This is a genomic window from Pontibacter mucosus (assembly GCF_003054055.1).
Taxonomy (GTDB): domain Bacteria; phylum Bacteroidota; class Bacteroidia; order Cytophagales; family Hymenobacteraceae; genus Pontibacter; species Pontibacter mucosus.
Map to the genome: position 1 here is coordinate 24,177 of NZ_QBKI01000012.1, position 22,305 is coordinate 46,481.

General features: G+C 54.1%; 19 protein-coding genes and 1 tRNA gene. 12 read left to right on the forward strand and 8 right to left on the reverse strand.

All coding sequences use genetic code 11. From position 1 onward, the window contains the following. Window positions 1-91: 91 nt before the first annotated feature. Together C8N40_RS19505 and C8N40_RS19510 are read right to left on the reverse strand one after the other, a co-directional pair. Entirely contained in the window at window positions 92-427 is a 336-nt protein-coding gene (locus C8N40_RS19505) for a hypothetical protein (protein ID WP_108213595.1), read from the reverse strand. A gap of 68 nt (window positions 428-495) precedes the next feature. Then, window positions 496-771, reverse strand: coding sequence for a hypothetical protein (locus C8N40_RS19510; protein WP_108213495.1), 276 nt, complete (start codon window positions 769-771; stop codon window positions 496-498). Between the two features lie 203 nt (window positions 772-974). Between C8N40_RS19510 and C8N40_RS19515 the strand changes: the two genes are divergently transcribed. Beyond that, a tRNA-Glu gene (locus C8N40_RS19515) sits at window positions 975-1,049 on the forward strand. A gap of 407 nt (window positions 1,050-1,456) precedes the next feature. Continuing rightward, window positions 1,457-2,443 carry a DUF1259 domain-containing protein gene (locus C8N40_RS19520; RefSeq protein WP_108213496.1) on the forward strand — a complete coding sequence of 329 codons (987 nt, stop codon included), beginning with the start codon at window positions 1,457-1,459 and terminating at the stop codon, window positions 2,441-2,443. Window positions 2,444-2,452: 9 nt separating this feature from the next. Here C8N40_RS19520 and chrA read toward each other — a convergent pair whose 3' ends face one another. After that, window positions 2,453-3,622: a chromate efflux transporter gene (gene chrA, locus C8N40_RS19525; RefSeq protein WP_108213497.1), complete on the reverse strand. Its 1,170-nt coding sequence runs from the start codon at window positions 3,620-3,622 to the stop codon at window positions 2,453-2,455. 432 nt (window positions 3,623-4,054) lie between these two features. On the opposite strand from chrA, the gene C8N40_RS19530 reads away from it, so the two are divergent. Next, window positions 4,055-5,308 (forward strand): amidohydrolase family protein, encoded by a 1,254-nt coding sequence (locus tag C8N40_RS19530; protein ID WP_108213498.1) that lies wholly within the window; start codon window positions 4,055-4,057, stop codon window positions 5,306-5,308. A gap of 61 nt (window positions 5,309-5,369) precedes the next feature. On the opposite strand, the gene C8N40_RS19535 is transcribed toward C8N40_RS19530, so the two are convergent. Beyond that, a complete protein-coding gene (locus tag C8N40_RS19535) occupies window positions 5,370-7,019 on the reverse strand; it encodes a DUF4091 domain-containing protein (protein WP_245905193.1) in 1,650 nt (549 codons plus the stop codon). A gap of 79 nt (window positions 7,020-7,098) precedes the next feature. Continuing rightward, the gene (locus C8N40_RS19540; protein ID WP_108213499.1) at window positions 7,099-7,944 is read right to left on the reverse strand and encodes a glycoside hydrolase family 16 protein; all 846 of its coding nucleotides are present in this window, start codon (window positions 7,942-7,944) and stop codon (window positions 7,099-7,101) included. A gap of 357 nt (window positions 7,945-8,301) precedes the next feature. On the opposite strand from C8N40_RS19540, the gene C8N40_RS19545 reads away from it, so the two are divergent. Next, complete coding sequence (locus tag C8N40_RS19545; RefSeq protein ID WP_108213500.1) at window positions 8,302-10,182, forward strand: gamma-glutamyltransferase family protein; 1,881 nt, start codon at window positions 8,302-8,304, stop codon at window positions 10,180-10,182. A 301-nt stretch (window positions 10,183-10,483) separates the two neighbouring features. Here C8N40_RS19545 and C8N40_RS22840 read toward each other — a convergent pair whose 3' ends face one another. Then, window positions 10,484-10,642, reverse strand: coding sequence for a hypothetical protein (locus C8N40_RS22840; protein WP_170114163.1), 159 nt, complete (start codon window positions 10,640-10,642; stop codon window positions 10,484-10,486). A 200-nt stretch (window positions 10,643-10,842) separates the two neighbouring features. Between C8N40_RS22840 and C8N40_RS19550 the strand changes: the two genes are divergently transcribed. After that, a complete protein-coding gene (locus tag C8N40_RS19550) occupies window positions 10,843-12,102 on the forward strand; it encodes a PQQ-dependent sugar dehydrogenase (RefSeq protein WP_108213501.1) in 1,260 nt (419 codons plus the stop codon). 104 nt (window positions 12,103-12,206) lie between these two features. Here the strand turns inward: C8N40_RS19550 and C8N40_RS19555 are convergent, their stop codons facing one another. Next, on the reverse strand, window positions 12,207-12,839 hold the full coding sequence (locus C8N40_RS19555) for a DUF2911 domain-containing protein (RefSeq protein ID WP_108213502.1): 633 nt from the start codon (window positions 12,837-12,839) through the stop codon (window positions 12,207-12,209). A gap of 368 nt (window positions 12,840-13,207) precedes the next feature. On the opposite strand from C8N40_RS19555, the gene C8N40_RS19560 reads away from it, so the two are divergent. From C8N40_RS19560 to rsgA, 4 genes are all read left to right on the forward strand, one after another. Further along, on the forward strand, window positions 13,208-15,310 hold the full coding sequence (locus C8N40_RS19560; RefSeq protein WP_108213503.1) for a copper-translocating P-type ATPase: 2,103 nt from the start codon (window positions 13,208-13,210) through the stop codon (window positions 15,308-15,310). Between the two features lie 169 nt (window positions 15,311-15,479). After that, entirely contained in the window at window positions 15,480-15,878 is a 399-nt protein-coding gene (locus tag C8N40_RS19565) for a hypothetical protein (protein ID WP_146173608.1), read from the forward strand. Window positions 15,879-15,960: 82 nt separating this feature from the next. Then, window positions 15,961-16,230: a hypothetical protein gene (locus C8N40_RS19570; RefSeq protein ID WP_108213505.1), complete on the forward strand. Its 270-nt coding sequence runs from the start codon at window positions 15,961-15,963 to the stop codon at window positions 16,228-16,230. Between the two features lie 32 nt (window positions 16,231-16,262). Then, a complete protein-coding gene (gene rsgA / locus C8N40_RS19575) occupies window positions 16,263-17,330 on the forward strand; it encodes a ribosome small subunit-dependent GTPase A (protein ID WP_108213506.1) in 1,068 nt (355 codons plus the stop codon). A 42-nt stretch (window positions 17,331-17,372) separates the two neighbouring features. Here the strand turns inward: rsgA and C8N40_RS19580 are convergent, their stop codons facing one another. After that, the gene (locus tag C8N40_RS19580; RefSeq protein ID WP_108213507.1) at window positions 17,373-18,185 is read right to left on the reverse strand and encodes a PepSY domain-containing protein; all 813 of its coding nucleotides are present in this window, start codon (window positions 18,183-18,185) and stop codon (window positions 17,373-17,375) included. Between the two features lie 245 nt (window positions 18,186-18,430). On the opposite strand from C8N40_RS19580, the gene gndA reads away from it, so the two are divergent. The 3 genes from gndA (at window position 18,431) to pgl (ending at window position 22,226) form a co-directional block, all read left to right on the forward strand. After that, window positions 18,431-19,852: an NADP-dependent phosphogluconate dehydrogenase gene (gene gndA / locus C8N40_RS19590; RefSeq protein ID WP_108213509.1), complete on the forward strand. Its 1,422-nt coding sequence runs from the start codon at window positions 18,431-18,433 to the stop codon at window positions 19,850-19,852. A 112-nt stretch (window positions 19,853-19,964) separates the two neighbouring features. After that, the gene (gene zwf / locus C8N40_RS19595; protein WP_108213510.1) at window positions 19,965-21,473 is read left to right on the forward strand and encodes a glucose-6-phosphate dehydrogenase; all 1,509 of its coding nucleotides are present in this window, start codon (window positions 19,965-19,967) and stop codon (window positions 21,471-21,473) included. Window positions 21,474-21,494: 21 nt separating this feature from the next. Continuing rightward, window positions 21,495-22,226 (forward strand): 6-phosphogluconolactonase, encoded by a 732-nt coding sequence (gene pgl / locus C8N40_RS19600; RefSeq protein WP_108213511.1) that lies wholly within the window; start codon window positions 21,495-21,497, stop codon window positions 22,224-22,226. The last annotated feature ends 79 nt before the right edge of the window (window positions 22,227-22,305 follow it).

The window sequence follows — 22,305 nt, forward strand, 5'->3', positions numbered from 1 at the left end:
CCTATCTTCAAACCACATGCCAAAAGTATAGCGGCCATAAAAAAACCCTTAACCAAACAGGCCAAGGGTTTATGTTTACAAATAAGGCAGATTAATCCTCGGAATACTCAAACTCATCGTGCCCGCTGCTGTAGCGCGCTATCAGAATGGCACCAAGCGTCAGGGCTCCTGTAGCCAGAATGAGCTGCGTGGTGGTCATGCGCCGGGTGGCTTTCACGATAATGTGGCCCAGGTCCTGCATCAGGTCAGGCAGCTTCTCGTGTCGGCCCTGAAACACATGCATAGCCGACTCTACCGTTCTGGACATGTCGTGCGGCTGCAGCAGCTGCATCATACCGGGCTCCTGCTTCTTCTGTCCGCCTTTCTGCTGATTGCTATGCTTATTTTCGTTCGAGTTGCTTTGGTTTTGCGACGTATTATTATCCATAGTTTTCATAGGTTTAAAGATTGATACAGGTGTATACGGCGCAAGGGCAAAAAGTATACTTTCTGGCCCTAATGCTGCGGCCTGCCGCCGTGCTGCACCATCAGCTCGTCCATGCGGGCCTGCAGCGTGTCCTCGCTCACCATCATACTCGCCGGGAAGCCCACGCTCAACCCCTCCAGTTTCAATACTTCTGAATCGGGGCTGTAGTCATACTTGCCCGACACGCCTTTCTCGCTGAAACTGCCACTATTGGCCTGCAGTTTTATGCCATAGGTCTGCAACTTGTTTTTCAGCTGTTCGAAAGCCTCAGGTTTAATGCCTTCGTATTGTAGGTTCTTCGCCATTTGTTGGAGTAGTTTAGAATTTCAGAATAGGTTAATTGTAACGCAAGAAGGCACTATTAGTTAACATTTGCCAGTGGCAGCGCACGACCAAAAATTTTTTAAATTGATAATCAGCCATATGCCCTGTGCCTTCAAAAAGTTTTTACAGGGGCTATTGCAGTAAAGAAAACGAGCGCTATATTTGCACCACAATCAGACAGAACGGCCCGTTCGTCTAGGGGTTAGGACGCCAGATTTTCATTCTGGTAACAGGGGTTCGATTCCCCTACGGGCTACCAAAGCCGCTTCAGCTAAAACTGGAGCGGCTTTTTTGTGCACTTAGGCCGCTATCCAGATATTGAGATTACACTTTATAATCTTCCCTCACCCATTTTTCGTCTTACTTAGCTAAGAAGGAAACTACAAGTATATCTGGTCTACTGCCACAGGGTATGCCATTTTCTGAACAGCTTCAACTTTTCAAGCTCAACTTGTATTCCTGTTCACATACTCAACTCAAATTTTAATCCGCATTTCAATTTGCCAGATGGCTTCGAGAGATGCTTTAGTTAGACTTTGCAGCCGCCGCCATTCTTGCTCGGGCCGCTTCTTATCCATGCAGCCGTTTTACAGAAAAACAGAAGTATAACTATCTGATACCCTGCTTCTTCCTTATCTATTTTCTTGCTTAGGAGGTATAATGAGTATGAAAGAACATCTAACCCGCAGGCAAGTGTTACAGGCGACAGCTCTTCTTGGAAGTGCTTCGCTCCTCGGTTTCCGTGTTTCACTGGCAACCCCTGTCAAAGAGAAAACACCTCCCTTAACTCCCGAAGAGATTACTGCTATAGAGACGGCACTCGGGAAGAAGGGGACCTACAAGGAAGCGGAGGCCACTCATACGACCCCTCTTCCCCGCAATGATCTGAAGGTTAGCATCCGGGGAGAGCCGGTGCCCATCGCTTTTGGCTTTGGCGGTTGGGTTTCAATTAAAAGAACGGTGGATGGCAAGACAGCCATGCTCATGAGCGACACGGTGCTGCTGCAGGAGGAGGTTAACCCACTTATTTCCGCAGCGCACGCCAACGGCCTGGAGGTGAGCGCGATTCACAACCATTTCTTCTACGAAGAGCCCCGCATTTTCTACATGCACCTGCACGGCATGGGTACTCCGGCTGAGCTAGCCAGTAAATTTGCGGCCACTATCCGCGAAAGCAAGCTCTCTCCAGCCAACCAGCCTAAAGCCGCTGACACAGCTACACCTGCCACAGGCAAGCAAAACTTCGATTTGCCAGCCTTAGATGCCATCGTAAAGTATACCGGGACTGTGAACGGCCCTACCTGCAAATACACTGTGGGGCGGGAGGATGTAACCATTATGGCGATGGGAGCCGAGATGACGCCATCCATAGGGTTAAACTCCTGGGCCTCTTTTGCCGGGAACCAACAGAAAGCCCACATTGCAGGTGATATTGCCATGCTGGAGACGGAAGTAAACCCGGTCATCAAAGCCCTGCGACAGCACAACCTTGAGGTGGTGGCCGTGCACCACCACATGCTCGGCGATGACCCGCACATCATCTTTCTGCATTACTATGGCCTGGGACCAGCCCCTGCCCTCGCGCAAGGCTTTCGGGCAGCCCTAAATGAACTGGGAAAACACGGGAAAGCTATGGATCATGGCAAGCACTAATTCAGAAATTCACCCTACCAGGCGCCATGCTATACCGAGCAAACCTGCTCCCAGAATGACAAATACGACCGTGAACTTTGATTTTATGCGGTACAGGACCAGCATGGACAGAGCAAAGACCAGTAGGGTAAACCCATCGGTGATGGTAGACCAGAACAGCTGCAGGGCAGTGACCGCGATCAGTCCAATTACCCCCGCCGTCACGCCGTCCAGAAAGCTGTGCAAAGCCGTATTGGTGATCACCTTCTCCACCAAGCCATGCCCTAACAAGGTAAAAGAGAAAGCCGGAAGAAAGATGGCAAAGGTCATGATGACTGTTCCGAGCCAGCCGGCCCCAAAGTATCCTACAAAAGTAGAAAAGATGATCAAAGGTGCGGGAAGTATACCGGACAGAGCGATGCCATCCAGAAACTGCCTGTTCGTGAGCCATCCTTGCTGCATGACGGCATCCTGCTGAATAAAAGGGATAACGGTATAAGCACCGCCGAAGGTCAACAGGCCTGCTTTCAATCCAGCCCAGAAAACCGCCACAGGCGACTGCTCCGTAACGGCGGGGTTGGCTTCGGCTACGGTTGCCGGTTGCTGCAGCTCCCCCCAGAGCGGGTTGAACAACAGCACGCAGGCAACAGCCAACATGATGCCACTCAGCGCCACGAGCTTTATGTTGCCTTTCATCCAGAAGACGTAGGCTGTGCCTGCCAGGGGAAGCACCACAAAGAACCCCACGCCACAGACATAAGCCATGAAAGCTGCGGCCGCTATCACAAACAATTTCTGGTTGACGAGGGCATGTTTGCCAATGCGGTGCACAGCAGCAAAGATCAGGGCAATCACCGCAGCCTGAAAGCCAATGAAAACAGCTTGTACCAGGGGAGAACTGATGCCGATGCTCACGTAAAGCCAGGTGAGCAGGAGCATCAGCAGAAAACCAGGTAGCATAAAGCCAAGCCCGGCCAGGAAGCCCCCTACTCTGCCACCGGCTACCATACCAAAATACACGCACAGTTCATGTGCCTCCGGTCCTGGCAAAACCTGGTAGACCGCCAAAGCGCGGTTAAACCGTTCGTGGGTAATCCACTTTTCTTCCTCTACCAGTTCCCGCTTGAGCATGGCAATCTGGGCTACCGGTCCGCCCCAGGCAAGAAACCCGAACTTCAGGAAGCGCAGGAATATTTGCATGTTGGTTTGATGAATAGCTGGTATAGCCGGGACTTCTTGCATATGGTTAAAATTAACACGTGAGCAACCAAAAATGTCATGTACCTCAGGTAGCGGAGCATCAGGAATATGCCAAAGGCAGCCAGCAAACACCACAGGCTATTTACCATGACGAACCAAGCCTACTAGCCCTATTTACCTCACCCTCAACTTACTATAATACGTCAGCAGCCAGCTTTTAATCAGTAATAATGATAAGCATCTTGCGAACGCTGCGGCAGTTTTGCCTCATCTGCTCCGCGTCACCCACGTCATACTAAAAATGAGCATGTAGGTAACAATTGAATGTCCCGTAACCTGTGCCCGCCCTTGAAAAGGCAGCCATATAACTTCTAGCTCAAGTTCTTGTTAGATTAAGTTGAAGGAACACAAAGAGTAAAGGAGATTCGATTTATGAGAAAGTATATCAATGCAACCATCTACGGCAACCCGGAATCCCGTGAGATTCTAGTGGAGAACGGTCGTTTTAAGGCAATCGGGAATGATTTAGGCAATGCCGGTGAAGTGGTTGATTTGGGAGGCCGTTTGGTGTTGCCTCCTTACGTTGACCCGCACTTACACCTGGACTATATCTTCTCCGGACTGGGCGAGGGGAACGCGAACGTGTCGGGTACGCTGTTTGAGGGTATCCGGCGGTGGAGTGAGAACAAGAAATCCTTGACAGAAGAAATTGTGCGTGAGCGGGCGATTAAGGGCATCCAGAAAGAGCTGAGCCATGGGGTTCAGTTCATCCGCACGCATGTGGACATCACCGACCCTAACCTGACGGGGATGAAGGCCCTGATCAAGCTGCGGGAGGAATTAAAGGATATCGTGACGCTGCAACTGGTGGCGTTTCCTCAGGAAGGCTTCTTCCGGTATAAAGGGGCAGAACAGCTGATGGAAAAAGCCCTCGAAATGGGAGCCGATGTGGCTGGCGGCATCCCGCATTTTGAAATTTCTTATGAGCACGGCGTGGAGTCGCTAAGGCGAATTGTGGATTTGGCCATCAAGTATAAAGTCATGATTGACATCCATTGCGATGAAAACGACGACCCCAACAGCCGCTTCCTGGAAGTGCTGAACGCGCTGGTGCTGGAGAAAGACTATGGCTCCTACACCACGGCAAGCCACACCTGCAGCTTTGGCTCGGTAGAGAACAGCTACGCCAATAAGATGCTGGGCTTGTTCAGGGAGTCTCAGATCAACTTCATTTCCTGCCCCACCGAAAACGCGCATTTGCAGGGCCGTGGGGATACTTACCCGAAACGCCGTGGCCTCACCAGGGTAAAAGAGCTGCTGGAAAATGGAAACCACGTCGCGTTTGCACAAGACTCCATTGCCGATTACTGGTACCCGCTGGGGAACGGGAATATGATGAACATTTTGGACAACGGCATTCACCTGGCCCATTACACCCACATTGATGAAATGAATAAAGCATTCGACCTGATCACTTACCACGGGGCACACATTATGAGGGTAAGCGATAAATATGGCATTGAAGCGGGCAAACCGGCCAACTTTATCGTGCTGGATGCACAGGATGCCTACGAAGCCATCCGGGAGCGTGCCGAAGTGCTGGCCTCCATCCGGAACGGGGAATACCTGTTTAAGCGCGAGCCACGAAAAAATGAGCTAGCGATAGAGTTCCTACAGCAGTCTTAAAACGCTTTAAGAACCCAACCACCAGCTCATTCCACAGCTTATAAAGTATAGGTTTTATACTTTACAGCCTGTTCAGCGCACTTTTGGCCTTTGTTACCATCTGTGCAGCAGGCGTAGATTTTAATTTTTCCAGCTCAAAATCGGCTAAAATTTTGTCAAGCTCCGCAAGTTTAACCTGGTTGCCTGTGCGGGTAAATTCCTCGCGGAGCAGGCGCACTTTCTCAAAATCCTGAATCCCCTCCACCAGCTTCTCGAAACGGACGGACGTCAGCGGGCCAGGGTAGGCCAGGTAGGTATCGCCGGCCGGCCAGGTTCTGAACCTGCTGTCCTGAAGCGGGTTGGCCACCCAACTGTTGTAAGCCCAGCGCAGGTAGCCGGTAAAGCCCTCTGCCGCCGCATACCACCCGATCCAGGTTTGCTCTGCCGGGGGCGAAAAGGTGAAGAAGTTGGGGAAGGCCTCCTCGCAGCTGGTATAATACGTGCTGGGCTTGCCGCTGCTTTTGCGCTGTTCCAACACCTGATCGCCATACTTCCACATGGAGGCGATGCTGTAGTCATATATGTCCTGCTCAATCTCCGGGTGGTACACCCCGGCCAGGGCTACTTTCCACTCCGGATCTGTTTCCTTCAGCAGGCGGATAACGGCCTGCATGTCGGCCAACGGTCGTTCGTCCATGGCGATGGCGGTGATAGAGAACCAGCCTTTTTCCTTCAGGTGACGGGCAAAGTCCTTGAGCATGCTGCCCCAGAAGGCGTCATACTCCGACGTGCCGGTCTTGCCTGTGAAGACCGTGTCCTTTCCAGTGCTTTCATCAAAGTATGGAAAGGACATCTTCCAGGGCACCATAGAGTAACAGTTGATGCGCGCCTTAATCCCGGTAGACATCACAAAGGAGACATACTCGTCAAAACGGCTGTAGTCGTAGGTCCAGCTACCATCTTTGCGCTTAATCCACTTGATCAGGCTTGGGAAATCGTCGTAGGTCTGGTGGCCCCAGGGCTCGTCGATGATGCTGGCCGTAATAGCTTTCTGGCCGGCGTTGGCCAGCATGGTATAGTAGGGCCGCATGAGGTCATAGTGCTGCTGGCTCCAGAGCGGCACATCGTGCACGCGGGCTACGGCAGCCGGGTGCTGCCACAGGTCCAGGTCGAAGGACCACTCGCTCGGCGCCGGTAACTCCCGTTCTTGTACGTTCACCGTCACGCGCAGCTTGTAGGTCTTGTCTGCCTTTACGGTCACCGTTCCTTTATAGGTGCCCGCCGCTGCCTGACGGGGAACGGCTATACTTAGCCAGACAGGCTGCACCGTGTTTGCCGCCATCGCTGTCGCCGGGACTGGTTCAATCGGGTCTGCCACCAGCGAGGAGTCAAAGTCAGTTGTCTTGCGGTAGCCGCAGCCCTTGCCAAACTCATCGGTCATGACATAGCGCAAAAAGCCTGTGGTAATCTTGTCCGAGGCAATGCGGTTTCCTTTTCCATCCTTCAGGTCCGACACGCTCACCCGAACCTGCGGCACCTCGCGGCGCGCCCACACCAGCAGTTGGGTGTGCACCTTCTCCCCTTTCCAGGCCGTTGTTTCCCAGGTCTTCTGTTGCGTCAGAGTGGGTACCTGATCCTGGGCGTAGCGGGTGTCGCTGTCAGCGAAGCTTACGCTAACGGGCTTTTTCAAGGAGGTCCAGGAACCGGCTAACTGTTGGGCTTTTGCAGGCATAGTACCCAGCAATACTAGCGTAAAGAGGAGTAGTAGAGAGCTTATTGATTTCATCTGAAGTAGGAGCTTTTCGTATGGATTATCGTTTTTGGTAGACTCTTACATAATCGACCACATACTGCTGCGGCAGTACCTTGTCATCAACCGGGCCAGGCCAGTCAGCCCCCATGGCCAGGTTTATCAGCAGGTAAAAGGGCTTGCGGAAAGGATTGTCGGCCCCCTCCCCCGCCATGTTGAGTGAGAAAGTATGGTATGGCTGGTCGTCGAAGAAAATAGTAATCTTCTCCTCATCCCACTCCATGGCATACACATGGAATTCGGTGTGCAGGTTTTCCCCAGTAGTTTTTCCACCGTTGGAAGTACTTCGATGGGGCGGAGTACCCGGGTAGTGTACTGTGCCATGGATCTGCCCCGGCTGACTGCCGATAAATTCCAGTACATCAATTTCGCCGCAGTAGGGCCAACCTACCTCGCTCCGGTTCACCCCCATCATCCAGATAGCCGGCCATATCCCGCCTCCCTGAGGTAATTTGGCACGCACTTCCACGCGGCCATACTTCCAGCTTGCCCTGCCCAGGGTATTGATGCTGGCAGAAGTATACTGCGCTACAGCATCTTGCTTTTTCCAATCCTCCGCATGTGGTGCATAAGCCGCGTTAGGGTAGGTTTCTTTTCTGCCCGTGATGGTTAACACGCCATCCTGCACCCAAACATTCTCTTTGCGTGCGTCGGTATAATATTGCTTTTCCTGATTTCGGATATGCCCTACTTCATATCCCCATTTCTTAGGATCGGGCAGGCCTTTGTAACGAAATTCATCCTGCCACACCAGTTTCCAGCCTTTCTTCCTGGTCTGCGCAGCGGCAGGCTGCCAGATGCCGGCAAAAAGTAGCAGGGCAATAAAAAGGGGGAATGTTTTTGTCATACTCTGAAAGTATTGTTGCGTGGTAATACAAACCGAAAGCACTACTACGAACGCAGCAGCAGATTTTATTTGAAGGGGTCCAAACGCTTTTTTCAACCATTCCCCTCTCTATTCAAAGGCCCTGGGTTTAAGGTGTTAGATCCGCGCCCCTATATGTATAATGTGTGAAAATAAGCAATGTTATCGTAAACGCAAGTATAAATCATACTTTACGGCTGTTGGTTTGAAGTTTTCCGCAACCGCACACTTCGCCTCACGCAGCGGCTGCCTGCTGTAGTACAGCTCGAAATTTATGCAGCGCCACAAAGTATAAAAGCTGATTATACTTACCTTTAGTAGGATAACTCCTATACTTTTATGCGAAAACTCCTGACCTTATACTTGCTGCTTGGAGCCATACTTGCTGCCCAGGCCCAGCAAACCCAGAAGCCCGTGCTGCACGGCAAAAACTGGATGGCCATTACCGGAAAACCCCTGGCCGCCACGGCCGGCGCCATGACTTTCCAGAAAGGCGGAAACGCGGTGGATGCAGCCTGTGCCATGCTGGCGGCTACCTGCACCATGTGGGACGTGCTGAGTTGGGGCGGCGAAACGCAGGCGCTCCTCTACAACCCCAAAACTAAAAAGGTCATCGCCATCAACGCCATGGGCGTAGCCCCGACCGGCGCCACGCCGGAGTTCTTCAAAAGCAAAGGCTATAATTTCCCGCCGGAGTATGGCCCCCTGGCGGCCACCACACCCGGCACGCCGGGCGGACTGCTGCACATGCTGGCCAACTACGGCACCCTGAGCCTGGAGGAAGTACTGGCCCCTGCCATGGAACTGGCCGCCGGCTACCCCATCGAGGCCCAGACCGCCAACAGCATCGAACGCGGGAAAGAGAGGATAAAGCAGTGGCCGTACAGCAAGAAAGTTTTTCTGACTCATTTAGGTGAAGAAAGAGAAGCTCCAGAGGCCGGTGAAATCTTTGTGCAGCAAGACCTGCTCCAGACCCTCACCAAACTGGTGGAAGCCGAACGGGCTGCCTTGAAAAAAGGCAAGAGCCGCAAAGAGGCGATTATGGCAGCTTACGACCGGTTCTACAAAGGTGATATCGCCAAAGAGTTTGTGCGCGGCAGCAAAGAGCAGGGCGGCTTGATTACGATGAAGGATCTGGCCAACTGGAAGCCCCTGGAGGAAGAACCGCTGGTGGTGAACTACAAAGGCATCGACGTGTACAAACTGCAGCAGTGGACCCAGGGGCCGAGCCTGCTGCAGGCGCTCAACATCCTCGAAAACTTCGACCTTAAAAGTATGGGCTACAACAGTTCCAGGTACATCCACACGGTTTACCAAAGTATGAGCCTGGCCTTTGCCGACCGCGACTTCTACTACGGCGACCCCTACGTTGCACCGCAGGAGCCTATGAAAGGACTGCTGAGCAAGGACTACGCCAGGCAGCGCGCCGCCCTGATACATTATGAGAAAAACGACGCCAAAATCGGTCCCGGCGACCCCTACCCTTTCGAGGGAAAGAAAAACCCATACCTGAAGCTCCTGAAAGAAAGAGGTTTTGAGTTTGACACCACCCGCCGCAACTTTGCCCCAACGCACGACCTGCGCAACGGCTCCTCGATGGTAGAGTATCAGGACAGGTTATGGCGCGGCACCACCACCATTGAGGCCGCAGACAAAGAAGGCTGGGTGGTGTCGATTACGCCGAGTGGCGGCTGGCTACCGGCATGCATTGCCGGCAACACCGGCATTGGCATGAGCCAGCGCATGCAAAGCTTTGTGCTGGATGAGCAGCTGAACCCCTTTAATGTGGTGGAACCAGGCAAGCGCCCAAGAGTGACCTTAACCCCATCCATGGCCCTGAAAGATGGCAAGCCATTCTTGTCCTTTGCCGTGCAGGGCGGCGACACGCAGGAGCAGAACCTGCTGCAGTTCTTCCTCAACGTGGTGGAGTTTGGCATGAACGTCCAGCAGGCAGCCGAGGCGGCCAACTTCAACACCAACCAGCTCTGGCTCTCGCTGGGCGGCAGCAAAACCGAAGACCGCCAGCCCAAGCCGGGCCATATCCTGCTGCACGACAGCACCCCGGAGGAAGTGCGCGAGCAGCTGAAGAAAATGGGCTATACATTGGATTTCGACGACCGCACCAGCGGCCCGATCAACGCGATTTATTTTGACTGGAAACACAATAGCCTCTGGGGCGGCTCCAGCAACCACGGCGAGGATTACGGCATCGGCTGGTAAGTATAACTCCCAGTTACCACATTGAAAGTATAAATGGCTATCAAAGTATAGGCCGACAATTGATTTGAACAGCTTTTTAACAGCAGCACCTCAGGTTAGCCTTTTGTACTCTCCTGAGGTTCTGCTGTTTTATACTTTGGAGATGGTGTAAACCCACCCCTGCCCCTCCGAGGAGGGGAATTCCTGTATATGTAATTTGATTCCCCTCCCTGGAGGGGTTAGGGGTGGGTTAAGCGCATCTTTGATTTTATACTTTCTCAAATCCCCTCCTGTCCTTCATACTTCTCCGAAGCCCTTTGGCTTAAAGTACATCACCGTTGAAAGCCGGAATGATGTTGGTTTTGCGGTTCCCCAGCAGGTGCATCTTCAGGTCATAAATCGTAAAGGGGCTGCCTGAATCTATCTCATAAATATTGGTGCTGCTGATGCCCATGCCATCCAGCATGGGCATCAGCAGCATATTCCATACTTAGACCCCCCAAAGCCAAACCGGAAGTATAATAGTATGGCTATAGAGTTCCGCTCCAATTGACTGCATCGATTTGCAATACTTTATCCGATCATAAAGTACTGCTACCTGATCTTCTTAAACTTTGTGCAGGACTAAGCAGTAAAATCAATTTTAATCGATATCACGCCCATTCATAAAGGAAATCCCCCATGAGCCTAGCTAAAAAATCATTTATACCGTTTGCGCTGCTTGCATTGGTTGCTGCCGGCTGCGGCGAGGAACGCACTACTGACAAAGAAGCCAGCACACCACCCCAAACAGACCAGAGCGATTGCCAGCCACTTGAAACACGCGCTCCTAGTGATCCGAATCAGAAGCCAACTTTCCCGGAACAAACCCGCGCCTGTGCTGTCAAGTCAGATGTAGCCCTCGATGTGCAGGTGCTAACCAAAGGGCTCGCCAAGCCCTGGGCGGTGGAGCCGCTTCCTAACGGGGATTTGCTCGTAACGGAGAAGCCCGGCCGTTTGCGCATCGTCTCGGCCAGCGGCCAGGTCGGCAAGCCCATCACCGGGGTGCCGAAAGTAGACGCGCGTGGTCAGGGAGGCTTGCTGGATGTGGCCCTGAGCCCGAACTTTGCCTCAGACCGCACCATTTACTGGAGCTTTACCGAACCGCGCAAAGGCGGGAACGCCACCAGCGTAGCGCGCGGCGTGCTCTCGCAGGACAGGAGCCGGCTGGATCAGGTACGGGTCATTTTCCAGGCGCTGCCCACCTATGACGGCACCATGCACTACGGCTCCCGCATCAATTTTGACAAGGATGGCATGCTGCTGGTGACGCTCGGCGAGCGTTCAGACCTGAAGATACGGCCACAGGCCCAGCACATGGACAGCCACATGGGCAAGATAGTACGCATCACACCGGAGGGTAAGGCGCCAAATGACAATCCTTTCGTTGGCCAGAAAGGCGCCTTGCCGGAAATATGGACCGTTGGGCACCGCAACGTGCAGGCTGCTGCCGTAGATGGTGAGGGAAGGCTGTGGGTCGTGGAAATGGGGCCTAAGGGAGGCGACGAGCTGAACCTGATTGAAAAAGGCAAAAATTACGGCTGGCCGCTGGTAACTTTTGGCACAGAGTATTCGGGCAGTCCCGTGCCAAATGCCGTGACAACCCGCGAGGGCTTTGTGGATCCGGTGTATTACTGGGATCCTGTGATAGCCCCCTCCGGCGCGCAGTTCTACAGCGGTGACGCCTTTCCGGAATGGCGCGGCAACCTTTTTGTGGGCGGCATGAAAGAGACGCGATTGGTACGCCTGGTGATTGAGAATGGTCGTGTCACAGGCGAAGAACACCTGCTCGCCGACCGGGGCCAGCGCATTCGCGACGTGAAGCAGGGACCGGACGGAGCGCTGTACGTGGTGACAGACCAGGAAAACGGCGAGCTCTGGAAGATAACGCCGCAGCGTTAGTAACTATACCTCCCAGCCACAGGAAAAATGCATTCTCACAAAAAAGGACAGGCCCTGCAGCCTGTCCTTTTTTATGTCGCCCAGATTGCTTTGTGATTCTTTAATTATGCTTGCTCGATGGGCAGCGACAGGCGTAGCTTTTCCCAGGAGATGATAAGCGCCCCTTTGCTATCTGTTTCTGATTGAAAGTGGTATCGCAGGCGCTCCTGGTGCTGGTCTGTCGTATCGGGCTTCACAGTGAAGCGCAGCACATCTTCCTTCTCCGAGTAATCGTCCGCCAGGTGCTGCTCCCACTTTTTATTGATGATGATGGTCCACTCGTCCTGCCCCGGAATGGTGAACAGGGCATATTTTCCCGCAGGTAAATACTTTCCGCCTATGGTAATATCCTTATCCGTAGTCAGGCTGGTAGCCGAGTGAGCCCCAGTTACCCACACCTGGTTATAGGCCACGAGTCCGCCCCAAATCACACGCCCACGCACGGCCGGGGAGTGATAGTGGAGCGTCAGGTGCGCGTTCCCTACCATACCATGCGCCTCGGCTTTGAGGCTGCCTTTGAGCGTATCGGGCTCCGCCTGCTCCTGTATGGCCAGGCTGTTTTCTTCTTCCACCGCCCCGGCATGCGCGGCATGACTGGTTTCTTCGACCGTAGCTTCCTGCTCCCGTTCTGGCTGGCTGCAATAGGTCAAGGTAAAACTTAGAAGTGCGGCCGCAACTAGCGTAAATTGCTGTTTCATGTATAGAAGGTGTGTGCTTTCAGGTCTACAGGGTGTCTGTGCCTTCAAAAAGTAAAGCTATAAAATGCGCCGGAAATATTGTTATTTTCGGCTATTATTTACTCCCCCAGCAGTCAGGATGGGCAATAGGCCGCCTCATACCCTGCTTACCATATTCCACAGCGCATGTACCTGTTGTTGGCCAGCCTAGTTCCGGCTTCCTTTGTGTGCTGCTCCCGATAAATTATGTAACTTCTTTTTGATTTTTTGAAACACCCCTTTAAGATGAATATGGTACTATTGCGCATAGCTGCCTTGCGTTTATACTTTGTCTCCTTTTAAGCAGACAGCTAATTAACAAAGGTTTAATCCCTCTAAATAATAAAAGTATGAACCACGAGCATCACCACCACAACCATCACCCCCGAACCGAGAAGGGCCAGGCAACAGAGCGGCTGGAGGAGCAGGCGCTGCATGGCCACGAGCAGGCCATGCACAGCGATACCTCGGGCCACCCGCCGCACGGTGACCATGGCGTGCACGGCCACGACCACCACCGCATGATGATAGAGGATTTTAAAAAGCGCTTCTGGGTGTCGCTGGTGCTGTCGGTGCCTGTCATCGTCCTCAGTCCGATGGTGCAGCACATCCTGGGCTTCTCGCTGGATATTCCCTACAGTATGTACATCGCCTTTATACTTTCCTCCGTCATCTATTTCTATGGCGGCTGGCCTTTCCTTACTGGTCTGGCCGAAGAGGTGAAGAAGGCTGCTCCGGGCATGATGACGCTGATCGGGGTAGCCATTACGGTGGCCTACCTCTACAGCACGGCCATCGTGTTCGGCCTGCAGGGCATGGACTTCTTCTGGGAGCTGGCCACACTGATTGTAATCATGCTGCTGGGCCACTGGATTGAGATGAAGTCGGTGCTGGGGGCCTCTAAGGCGCTGGAACTGCTGGTAAGCATGATGCCCGCCGAGGCCATGCTCCTCCGCGACGGAGAGACAGTAAAAGTACGCATCGAGGAACTGCAGAAGGGCGATCTGATACTGGTGAAGCCGGGCGAGAAAGTGCCTGCTGACGGCGTGGTGGAAGACGGCGAGAGCCACCTGAACGAGAGTATGCTGACCGGCGAGAGCAAGCCGGTGAAAAAATCCAAAGGCGAAAAAGTGATTGGCGGCTCCATTAACGGCAACGGGGCACTGCGGGTGCGGGTGGAATTCACAGGAAAGGAGAGCTACCTCAACAAGGTGATTAACCTGGTGCAGGAGGCGCAGAAAACCAAGTCCGAGACGCAGCGGCTGGCCGACAGGGCCGCCAAATGGCTGACCTACGTGGCGCTGACCGCCGGCTTTGGCACCTTTGCCGTGTGGCTTATACTTGGGCAGGACCTGGCCTTTGCATTGGAGCGGATGGTGACGGTGATGGTTATTTCCTGTCCGCACGCGCTGGGGCTGGCCGTGCCGCTGGTGGTGGCCATTTCCACGGCCGTGTCGGCCAACAACGGCCTGCTCATCCGCAACCGCACCGCCTTCGAGAACTCCCGCAAAATCACTACCGTCATCTTCGATAAGACCGGCACCCTGACCCAGGGTTCCCATGAGATTGCCTCCCTCGTGGTTTTTGACAAAGCCATGGACGAGCGGGAAATGCTGCGCCTGGCAGCTGGCGTGGAGCAGAACTCGGAGCACTTCATCGCGCAAAGCATACTGCGCCGGGCAAAGGACGAAAGTATAACTGTGCCGGCTTCACAGGCATTCAACTACCTGCCGGGAAAAGGCTTGGAAGGTACGGTGGAAGGAAAGGACGTGAAGGTGGTGGGCCCGAACTACATCCGCGAGTTCAACATTCCCGTGCCCGCCAGCCAGGCAGAGGAAGGCGTGGAGACGGTGGTGTATGTGCTGGTGGAGGACAAGCCGGTTGGCTACATCGCCATGCGCGACCAGATCCGGGAAGAGTCGGCCGGGGCCATACGGGTGCTGAAGGAGAACGGCATCAAAAACCTGCTGCTCACCGGCGACAACGAGCGCGTGGCCAAGAGCGTGAGCGACCAGCTGCAGATGGACGGCTTCCTGGCCAACGTGCTGCCCCACCAGAAGCAGGAGAAGGTGAAGGAACTGCAGGCTAAAGGTGAGTTCGTGGCCATGACGGGCGACGGCGTGAACGACGCCCCTGCCCTGGCGCAGGCCGATGTGGGTATCGCCGTGGGGTCAGGCACCGACGTGGCCGCCGAAACCGCCGACATCATCCTGGTAAACAGCAACCCGCGGGACATCGCCTCGCTTATACTTTTCGGCAAGGCCACCTACCGCAAAATGATTCAGAACCTGATCTGGGCCACAGGCTACAACGTTATCGCGTTGCCGCTGGCCGCAGGCGTGCTCTACCACCAGGGCATTATGGTATCGCCGGCCGTGGGCGCCGCGCTCATGAGCCTGAGCACCGTGATAGTGGCCATCAACGCGCAATTGCTGCGCAGGGAGATAAAGTAAAGCCGGCTATACTTTGAGGAAAGGAAGAGACTATACTTTCTGGCGTGCGTAAGTATAACCATATCACAACCAAGAACTTACAGCCATGAAAAACTTGAAAATATCTTTCATTTTTCTGTTTGCGTTAGCAGCAAGCAGTTGCCAGCAGCAGGCTAGCGTGCAGGAAGTCATGGAATCCGAATCACAGCGCAAGCAAGTATACGCCACCATCATGGATAACCCCGAGATGCGCCAGGAGATGATGCAGGCGATGCGCGCACACCCGCAGGGCGGCATGATGATGCGGGGTGGCCGGATGGGCCGGGGCCCGATGATGGGAGACACCACCATGATGATGAGCGACACGGCCAGGATGGGTGGCATGAGCCGGGAAAACATGCGCACGTTGATGCAGCAAATGATAGCAGCCTGCGCCGAAGACTCGGCCAACTGCAACCAGATGGCGCAGATGATGACACAGCACCGCCAGATGATGCAGGGCATGATGCACCAAATGCGCCAGAAAGGTATGATGGGTGAAAACTGTTACCAGCAGGTGATGAAGAATATGAGCCAAACCACCAAGTAACATTCCCGTTACTCTGCTAAAGAAGCGCCTCTGCCGCGAAAAGAGACTTCGGGGTGCTTCTCTAATAAAACAAATTTTAAACATGACCGATGTAAGTACAGAGCACCCCGACAGACTTCCTGCAGTGGAGCTTGTGGAGCAGGGGCGTAAGATAGTGTTCCATAAAGACTGCCTGGGAGATGTGAAAGTGAGCCGCAGCATAAACAATGGTCCGTGGGATGTTCTGACGGACCAGGCAAGGTCGCCATACTTAGACCACGAGGAGTTTCCGGCTGGCACGCATTTACGCTATGAGGTGGAGATGGAACAGGATAACGAACGGAAGAAGTATGAACTGGAAGTGATGCTTTGAATGCCGCCAGTCCTCCTTATACCCCCGCCGCTATGAAACCAGAAGACCTAGGCTATAACGAGTCGCTCGAAAAATACAGGGTTGAGCATAACCTGGGTGGCTTTGAGGCAGGCAGAGTGGTGGCAGCGCATAAAGAGCGCTACATCGTGAGGACTGCCGAGGGTGAGTTTGAGGCAGAGATTACCGGCCACCTGCGCTTTACGGCCAAAACCCGCGAAGATTTCCCTGCTGTTGGCGACTGGGTTGCAGTTTCTCCCTTCGACTCCGGCCTTGCCATTATCCATGCTATACTTCCGAGGTCGTCTGTTCTAAAGAGGCAGGCAGTGGGCAGCTCAGCCGAGGTGCAGGTTATCGCCGCCAACATCGACTACGCCTTCCTGGTACAGGCCGTAGACCGCGACTTTAACGTGAACAGGCTGGAGCGCTACCTTACCATCTGTCACGCCTCAAACGTACAGCCTATTATTGTGCTCACCAAAACCGATTTGATCGACCGCACACGCCTGGAAGGTATCATCCAAAGTATAAAAGCGCGCATCAAAGATGTTCCGGTCATAGCCATCAGTAACGAGACGCGGAGCGGATTTAAGGAGCTGCAGGCATTTATCAGGAAAGGCAAGACCTATTGTTTGCTGGGCTCCTCGGGTGTAGGTAAATCAAGCTTGCTGAACAACCTGTCGGGCAGAGGTATCATGCGGACAGATGCCATTAGCCGGAGCACCAGCAAAGGCAGGCACGTCACAACTCACCGGGAGGTGGTTTTGCTGGAAAGTGGCGGAATTCTCATCGACAACCCGGGAATGCGGGAAGTAGGTATAGCGGACAGCTCCGGAGGACTGGAAACCACTTTTGAAAGTATAGCGCAGCTGGCGCAGAAGTGTAAATTTAAAGACTGCACCCATACCGCTGAGGCGGGTTGCGCAGTGCTGGCAGCCGTGGAAGCCGGCGAAATAGACAGGGCCTCTTATGAAAATTACATGAAAATGGCCCGTGAAAAGTCTCACTTCGAAGCAACGGTGGCAGAGCGCAGGAAGAAAGACAAGGCTTTCGGCAAGATGATCCGGAACATCAAGAAAGACATCCGAAAAAGGGAGGAATAGCGACCTCCCGAATGCCCCTCTCACCTCCCCGAGATTAGAAAATCAGTTTGCCTTCAGTGTACCTCTCTTTACTTTTCTGACGGACGGAGAAGAAACAAAGTATAAAACAAAGCCGGAAACTACGGTAAACAGACCAAAGATTGAGAACGCCTTCAGCAGCACGTTGCCGAAGTTGTCGCGTCCCGCATAGTCCATGGTGTGCAGCATCCAGAGGAAGTCGAACACGCGCCACTGGTTATGGCGTATGGATTGAAAAGTACCCAGTTCTGCCGCGACATAGACCGTGCTGTTGCCTGGCTGGCTGAAGGTAATGGCCCAGGCTGGCAGCGGCTTGCCCCGGTACTCGTGGTGGCTGCCCACCTCCGTCAGGTACTCCACCCCTTCCACCTGCTGCGGATTCGTTACATGTCCTTTGGCGACAAGTATAGCTTCTTCTTTGGTGAGAGGCTGCAGGAACTCACCGCTTTCGGCGTTCGCCAGCTGCACCTTCAGGTTGGAGGAAGTATGGCCGTTTCCATGTCCACTTGCTTCATGCCCCGCATGGTCCATGGCACCGGAAAAATAGAGCACCTGGTAGGCAGGTACCCCGGCAATCTCCACCAATTGCACCGACATCACCGAATCCAGACCACCGCTAGCTTTGAGCTTGTCCAGCACCACCTGCGGCGACACTAGGTTTATACTTGCCGGGAAGTGGCCCCGCTCCGCCCGCAGGTGGTCGCCGTGTACCTTGTCCAGGTCGTTCCAGCTAAAGTATAACCCGCCCAGAGTCCAGAGGAAGAACTGCACGCCCAGCAAAAGGCCCAGGTAGCGGTGCGATTTGCGGATATAGTAGTGATTGCTTTTGAGCTTCATACACCTAAATATAAGCAAATCCCTCAGACCAAAACATCCCTCCCGAAAAAGTATAAACCATACTTTCCTGAGAGCTTTTCAGGAAACGGCACACACACATTAGCGGCGATTATGATGTATAGATATTTTTTATGTTGTAGCTTTACCATGCAAAACGTGCTTACCTGCAAGATTGCCACTAACTCTAGGTAGGTGGGTACGGCCATGGTAAGTATAAAATCTCAAAATCAACACATTACCTGCATATGAGCAACGCGCAATACGAATTCGGAATGGTTGGCCTGGGCGTCATGGGCCGGAACCTGGCACTGAACATGGCCGATCACCAGGTTGCGGTGATTGGCCTGGACCTGGACCCTGTGAAAGCGGCCGCCCTCGAGACGGAGGCCGGCGAAGGCAAACCAGTAAGAGGGACGACCTCAGCCGAAGAGTTTGTGCAATCTATTCGCAGACCACGCGCGCTCATGCTGCTGGTACCAGCCGGCAGACCGGTAGATGCCGCCATAGCCAGCCTGCTACCCCTGCTCGAGCCGGGCGACATCATCGTGGATGGGGGTAACTCCTACTTCCCCGACACGGACCGCCGCGTAACGGAGCTGGCCGAAAAAGGCATCCACTTCTTCGGCATGGGCATCTCGGGTGGTGAGAAGGGCGCCCGCTTTGGCCCCAGCATGATGCCGGGCGGCAACCGCGAGGCCTATGAACGCCTGCGCCCAACTTTTGAGGCCGTAGCGGCCAAAGTGAACGGTGAGCCTTGCGTAAGCTACCTGGGCAACGGCTCGGCGGGCAACTACGTGAAAATGGTGCACAACGGCATCGAGTACGCTATCATGCAGCTTATCGCCGAGACCTACGACCTGCTCAAGCGCGGTTTTAACTTCTCGGATGAGCAACTGCAGAGCCTTTTTGAGCAGTGGAACCAGACAGAGCTGCAGTCTTTCCTGATTGAGATTACGGGCGAGATACTGAAGCAGAAAGACGAGTTTACCGGCAAGCCGCTGGTAAGTATGATTTCCGACAGGGCCCGCTCCAAGGGCACCGGCAAATGGACATCCCAGAATGCGATGGACCTGCAGGTGCCGGTGCCCTCCATCGATATGGCCGTGCTCATGCGCGACATGTCAAAGTATAAGGAAGAGCGCGTGGCAGCGGCCAAATTGCTGCCAAATCCTACTTCTGATGCTGCTACTACCGTAAACCAGGAAGAGCTGGTGAACCAGGTGCGAAACGCCTTCTATTTCGCCATGATGGTGACCTATGCCCAGGGGATGGCACAGTTGCGCGTGGCCTCGGAGGCGTACAACTATGGCCTGCAGATGCAGGAAGTGGCCAAAATATGGCGCGGCGGCTGCATTATCCGGGCGGTTTGTCTGGAGGATTTCCGCCAGGCTTACGAGAAGGACGTCAACCTGCCCAACTTGCTGCTCGACCCAAAAATTGGCCAGGACCTGCTGGAGCGCCAGCAGGACACCAGAGCTATACTTAAACTGACCATCGACAAGGGCATTCCGATGCCTGCCTTTATGGCTTCGCTCAGCTACTTTGACGCCTACCGTAGCGAAACGCTGCCCACCAACCTTATCCAGGCGCAGCGCGATTATTTCGGGGCGCATACTTACGAGCGCGTAGACCGTGAAGGCATTTTCCATACACAATGGGGCGAGTAAGCGCGGCACAAGAGATTAAGAACACAGCTCAACATTCATACTTTAAATTGCATAACAGCGGACGGCCGGGAAAGAAGGCTGCTCTGCAATAGAACAAATACGCATCACTTCAATGAAAGAAACCCAAAAAACGGCACCTACCATTGCGGTTATATTCGGTGGTACAGGAGATCTGGCAAAACGCAAACTCATCCCCGCCTTCTACAACCTGTTTCTGGATGGCTGGCTGCCCGAGCAGTTTGCCGTGATTGGCCTGGGACGCTCTGAGTCTACCGACTGTGAGTACCAGCAGCACCTGCACGACGGCCTGGGCCTGTTCTCGCGCAGCGGGAAACCCAATGACGCACAGTGGGAGTCTTTTCAGAAATCCATTTACTACCTCTCCGCAGAGATTAACGACCAAGCCTCTTACCAGCAGCTGGCCGATAAAATAGAAGGCATAGAGGCCTTGTGGGGCACCCGCGCCAACCGGCTTTTCTATCTGTCGGTGTCGCCCCGCTTCATTGAGCCGATTACCATAAACCTGGGCCTGGTAGGCATTGCCAGTGACCCGGAGCACGACCGCATTGTGGTGGAGAAACCTTTCGGACACGATCTGCAGTCGGCCAGGGAGCTGAACCAGTTGCTTACCCGTACCTTCCAGGAGTCGCAGATCTACCGCATCGACCATTACCTGGGCAAAGAGACCGTGCAAAACATCCTGGCCTTCCGCTTCGCCAACGCCCTTTTCGAGCCGCTCTGGAACCGCAACTACATCGAGTATGTGCAGATAACTGTGGCCGAGGAAGTAGGCGTGGAAGATCGCGGGGGTTACTACGAAAGCGCCGGCGCCCTGCGCGACATGATTCAGAACCACCTGTTGCAGCTGCTCTGCATGGTCGCCATGGAGCCGCCTATCTCGTTCGAGGCCGAGGAAATCCGAAACCGCAAGGTAGACGTGCTGCACGCCATCCGCCGCCTTTCGCGCGAGGAGGTGGGCAAATATGCCGTGCGCGGGCAGTATGGCCCCGGCTGGCTGAAGGGCGAGCAGGTGCCGGGTTACCGCCAGGAGCCGGGCGTGGACCCGAACTCTAAAATAGAGACCTACGCCGCCATTAAATTTTACCTGGACAACTGGCGCTGGCAGGGCGTGCCGTTCTACCTGCGCACCGGCAAGCGCCTGCAGGAGAAATCGACCTCCATCACGGTGCAGTTCCGCTCCGTGCCGCACCTTACCTTCCCGTCGGCTATGTCGGAGAACATCCTGCCAAACCGCCTGATCATCAACATTCAACCCCAGATGGACATCCGCCTGCGCTTTATCGCCAAAAAACCAGGCCTGGACATGGCCCTGACACCGGCCGAGATGGTGTTCGACTTCAACGCTTACTCGAACCACTCGCAGTCGCCGGAGGCCTACGAAACGCTGCTGCTGGACGCCATGCAGGGCGATGCCACGCTGTTCATGCGTTCGGATCAGGTAGAGGTGGCCTGGGACGTGATCACGCCGATTCTGGAGACGTGGGAGTCGCGCCCATCGCTGGAGTTCCCGAACTACCGCGCCGGCATGTGGGGTCCGGAGAACGCAGAGGCCCTCATCGCCCGCCAGGGCCATACCTGGACTGTATCCGTTACAGAGTAGAAACAAATTTAGCAACGTACAATGGTTACCATTTTTAAAGATACCAGTTACCTGAGCCAAAAGGCTGCAGAGTTGTTTGTAGAGGCAGCCCAGGAGGCAGTTCAGAAAAATGGCCGCTTTATCGTGGCGCTGACGGGCGGTTCTTCGCCGAAGCAGCTGTACCAGCTCTTGGCGCAGGCTCCTTATAAAGACCAAATGCCGTGGCAGCAGACCTTTATTTTCTGGGGCGACGAGCGCTGGGTACCACTAACTGATGAGCGCAGCAACGCCAAAATGGCCAAGGAACTGCTCTTGGATAAGGTGCCGGTGCCGCAGGAGCAGATCTTCCCGATGTGGGCCGATATGGAGCCGGAAGCTTATGCGCAAAAGTATGAGCAGATTCTCAAAAACCTTTTCAAAGGCCAGGAGCCGGCGTTTGACCTTATACTTTTAGGCATGGGCGATGACGGCCATACGGCCTCCTTGTTCCCGCACACCGAGGTGCTGCAGGAGCAGGAAAAATGGGTAGACGCCTATTACCTGAAGCCACAGTCCATGCACCGCATCACCCTCACAGCCCCGATCATCAACCAGGCCAACCGCATCCTGTTCATGACCTTTGGGGAGAATAAAGCCAAGGCATTATACGAGGTGCTGGAAGGAGAACGTAACCCGCAGGAATATCCCTCACAGCTCATCCAACCCAAACAGGGCGGTGAGATTTACTGGTACGTGGATGACAAAGCAGCTTCTAAGCTGGAGAAGTATAAATAAGGTTTGGAAAGTGGGCTCTTAGAGTATAAAAGGAGATATTATACTTTAAGAGCCCTCCTTCTAATTATCGACAGCCTCT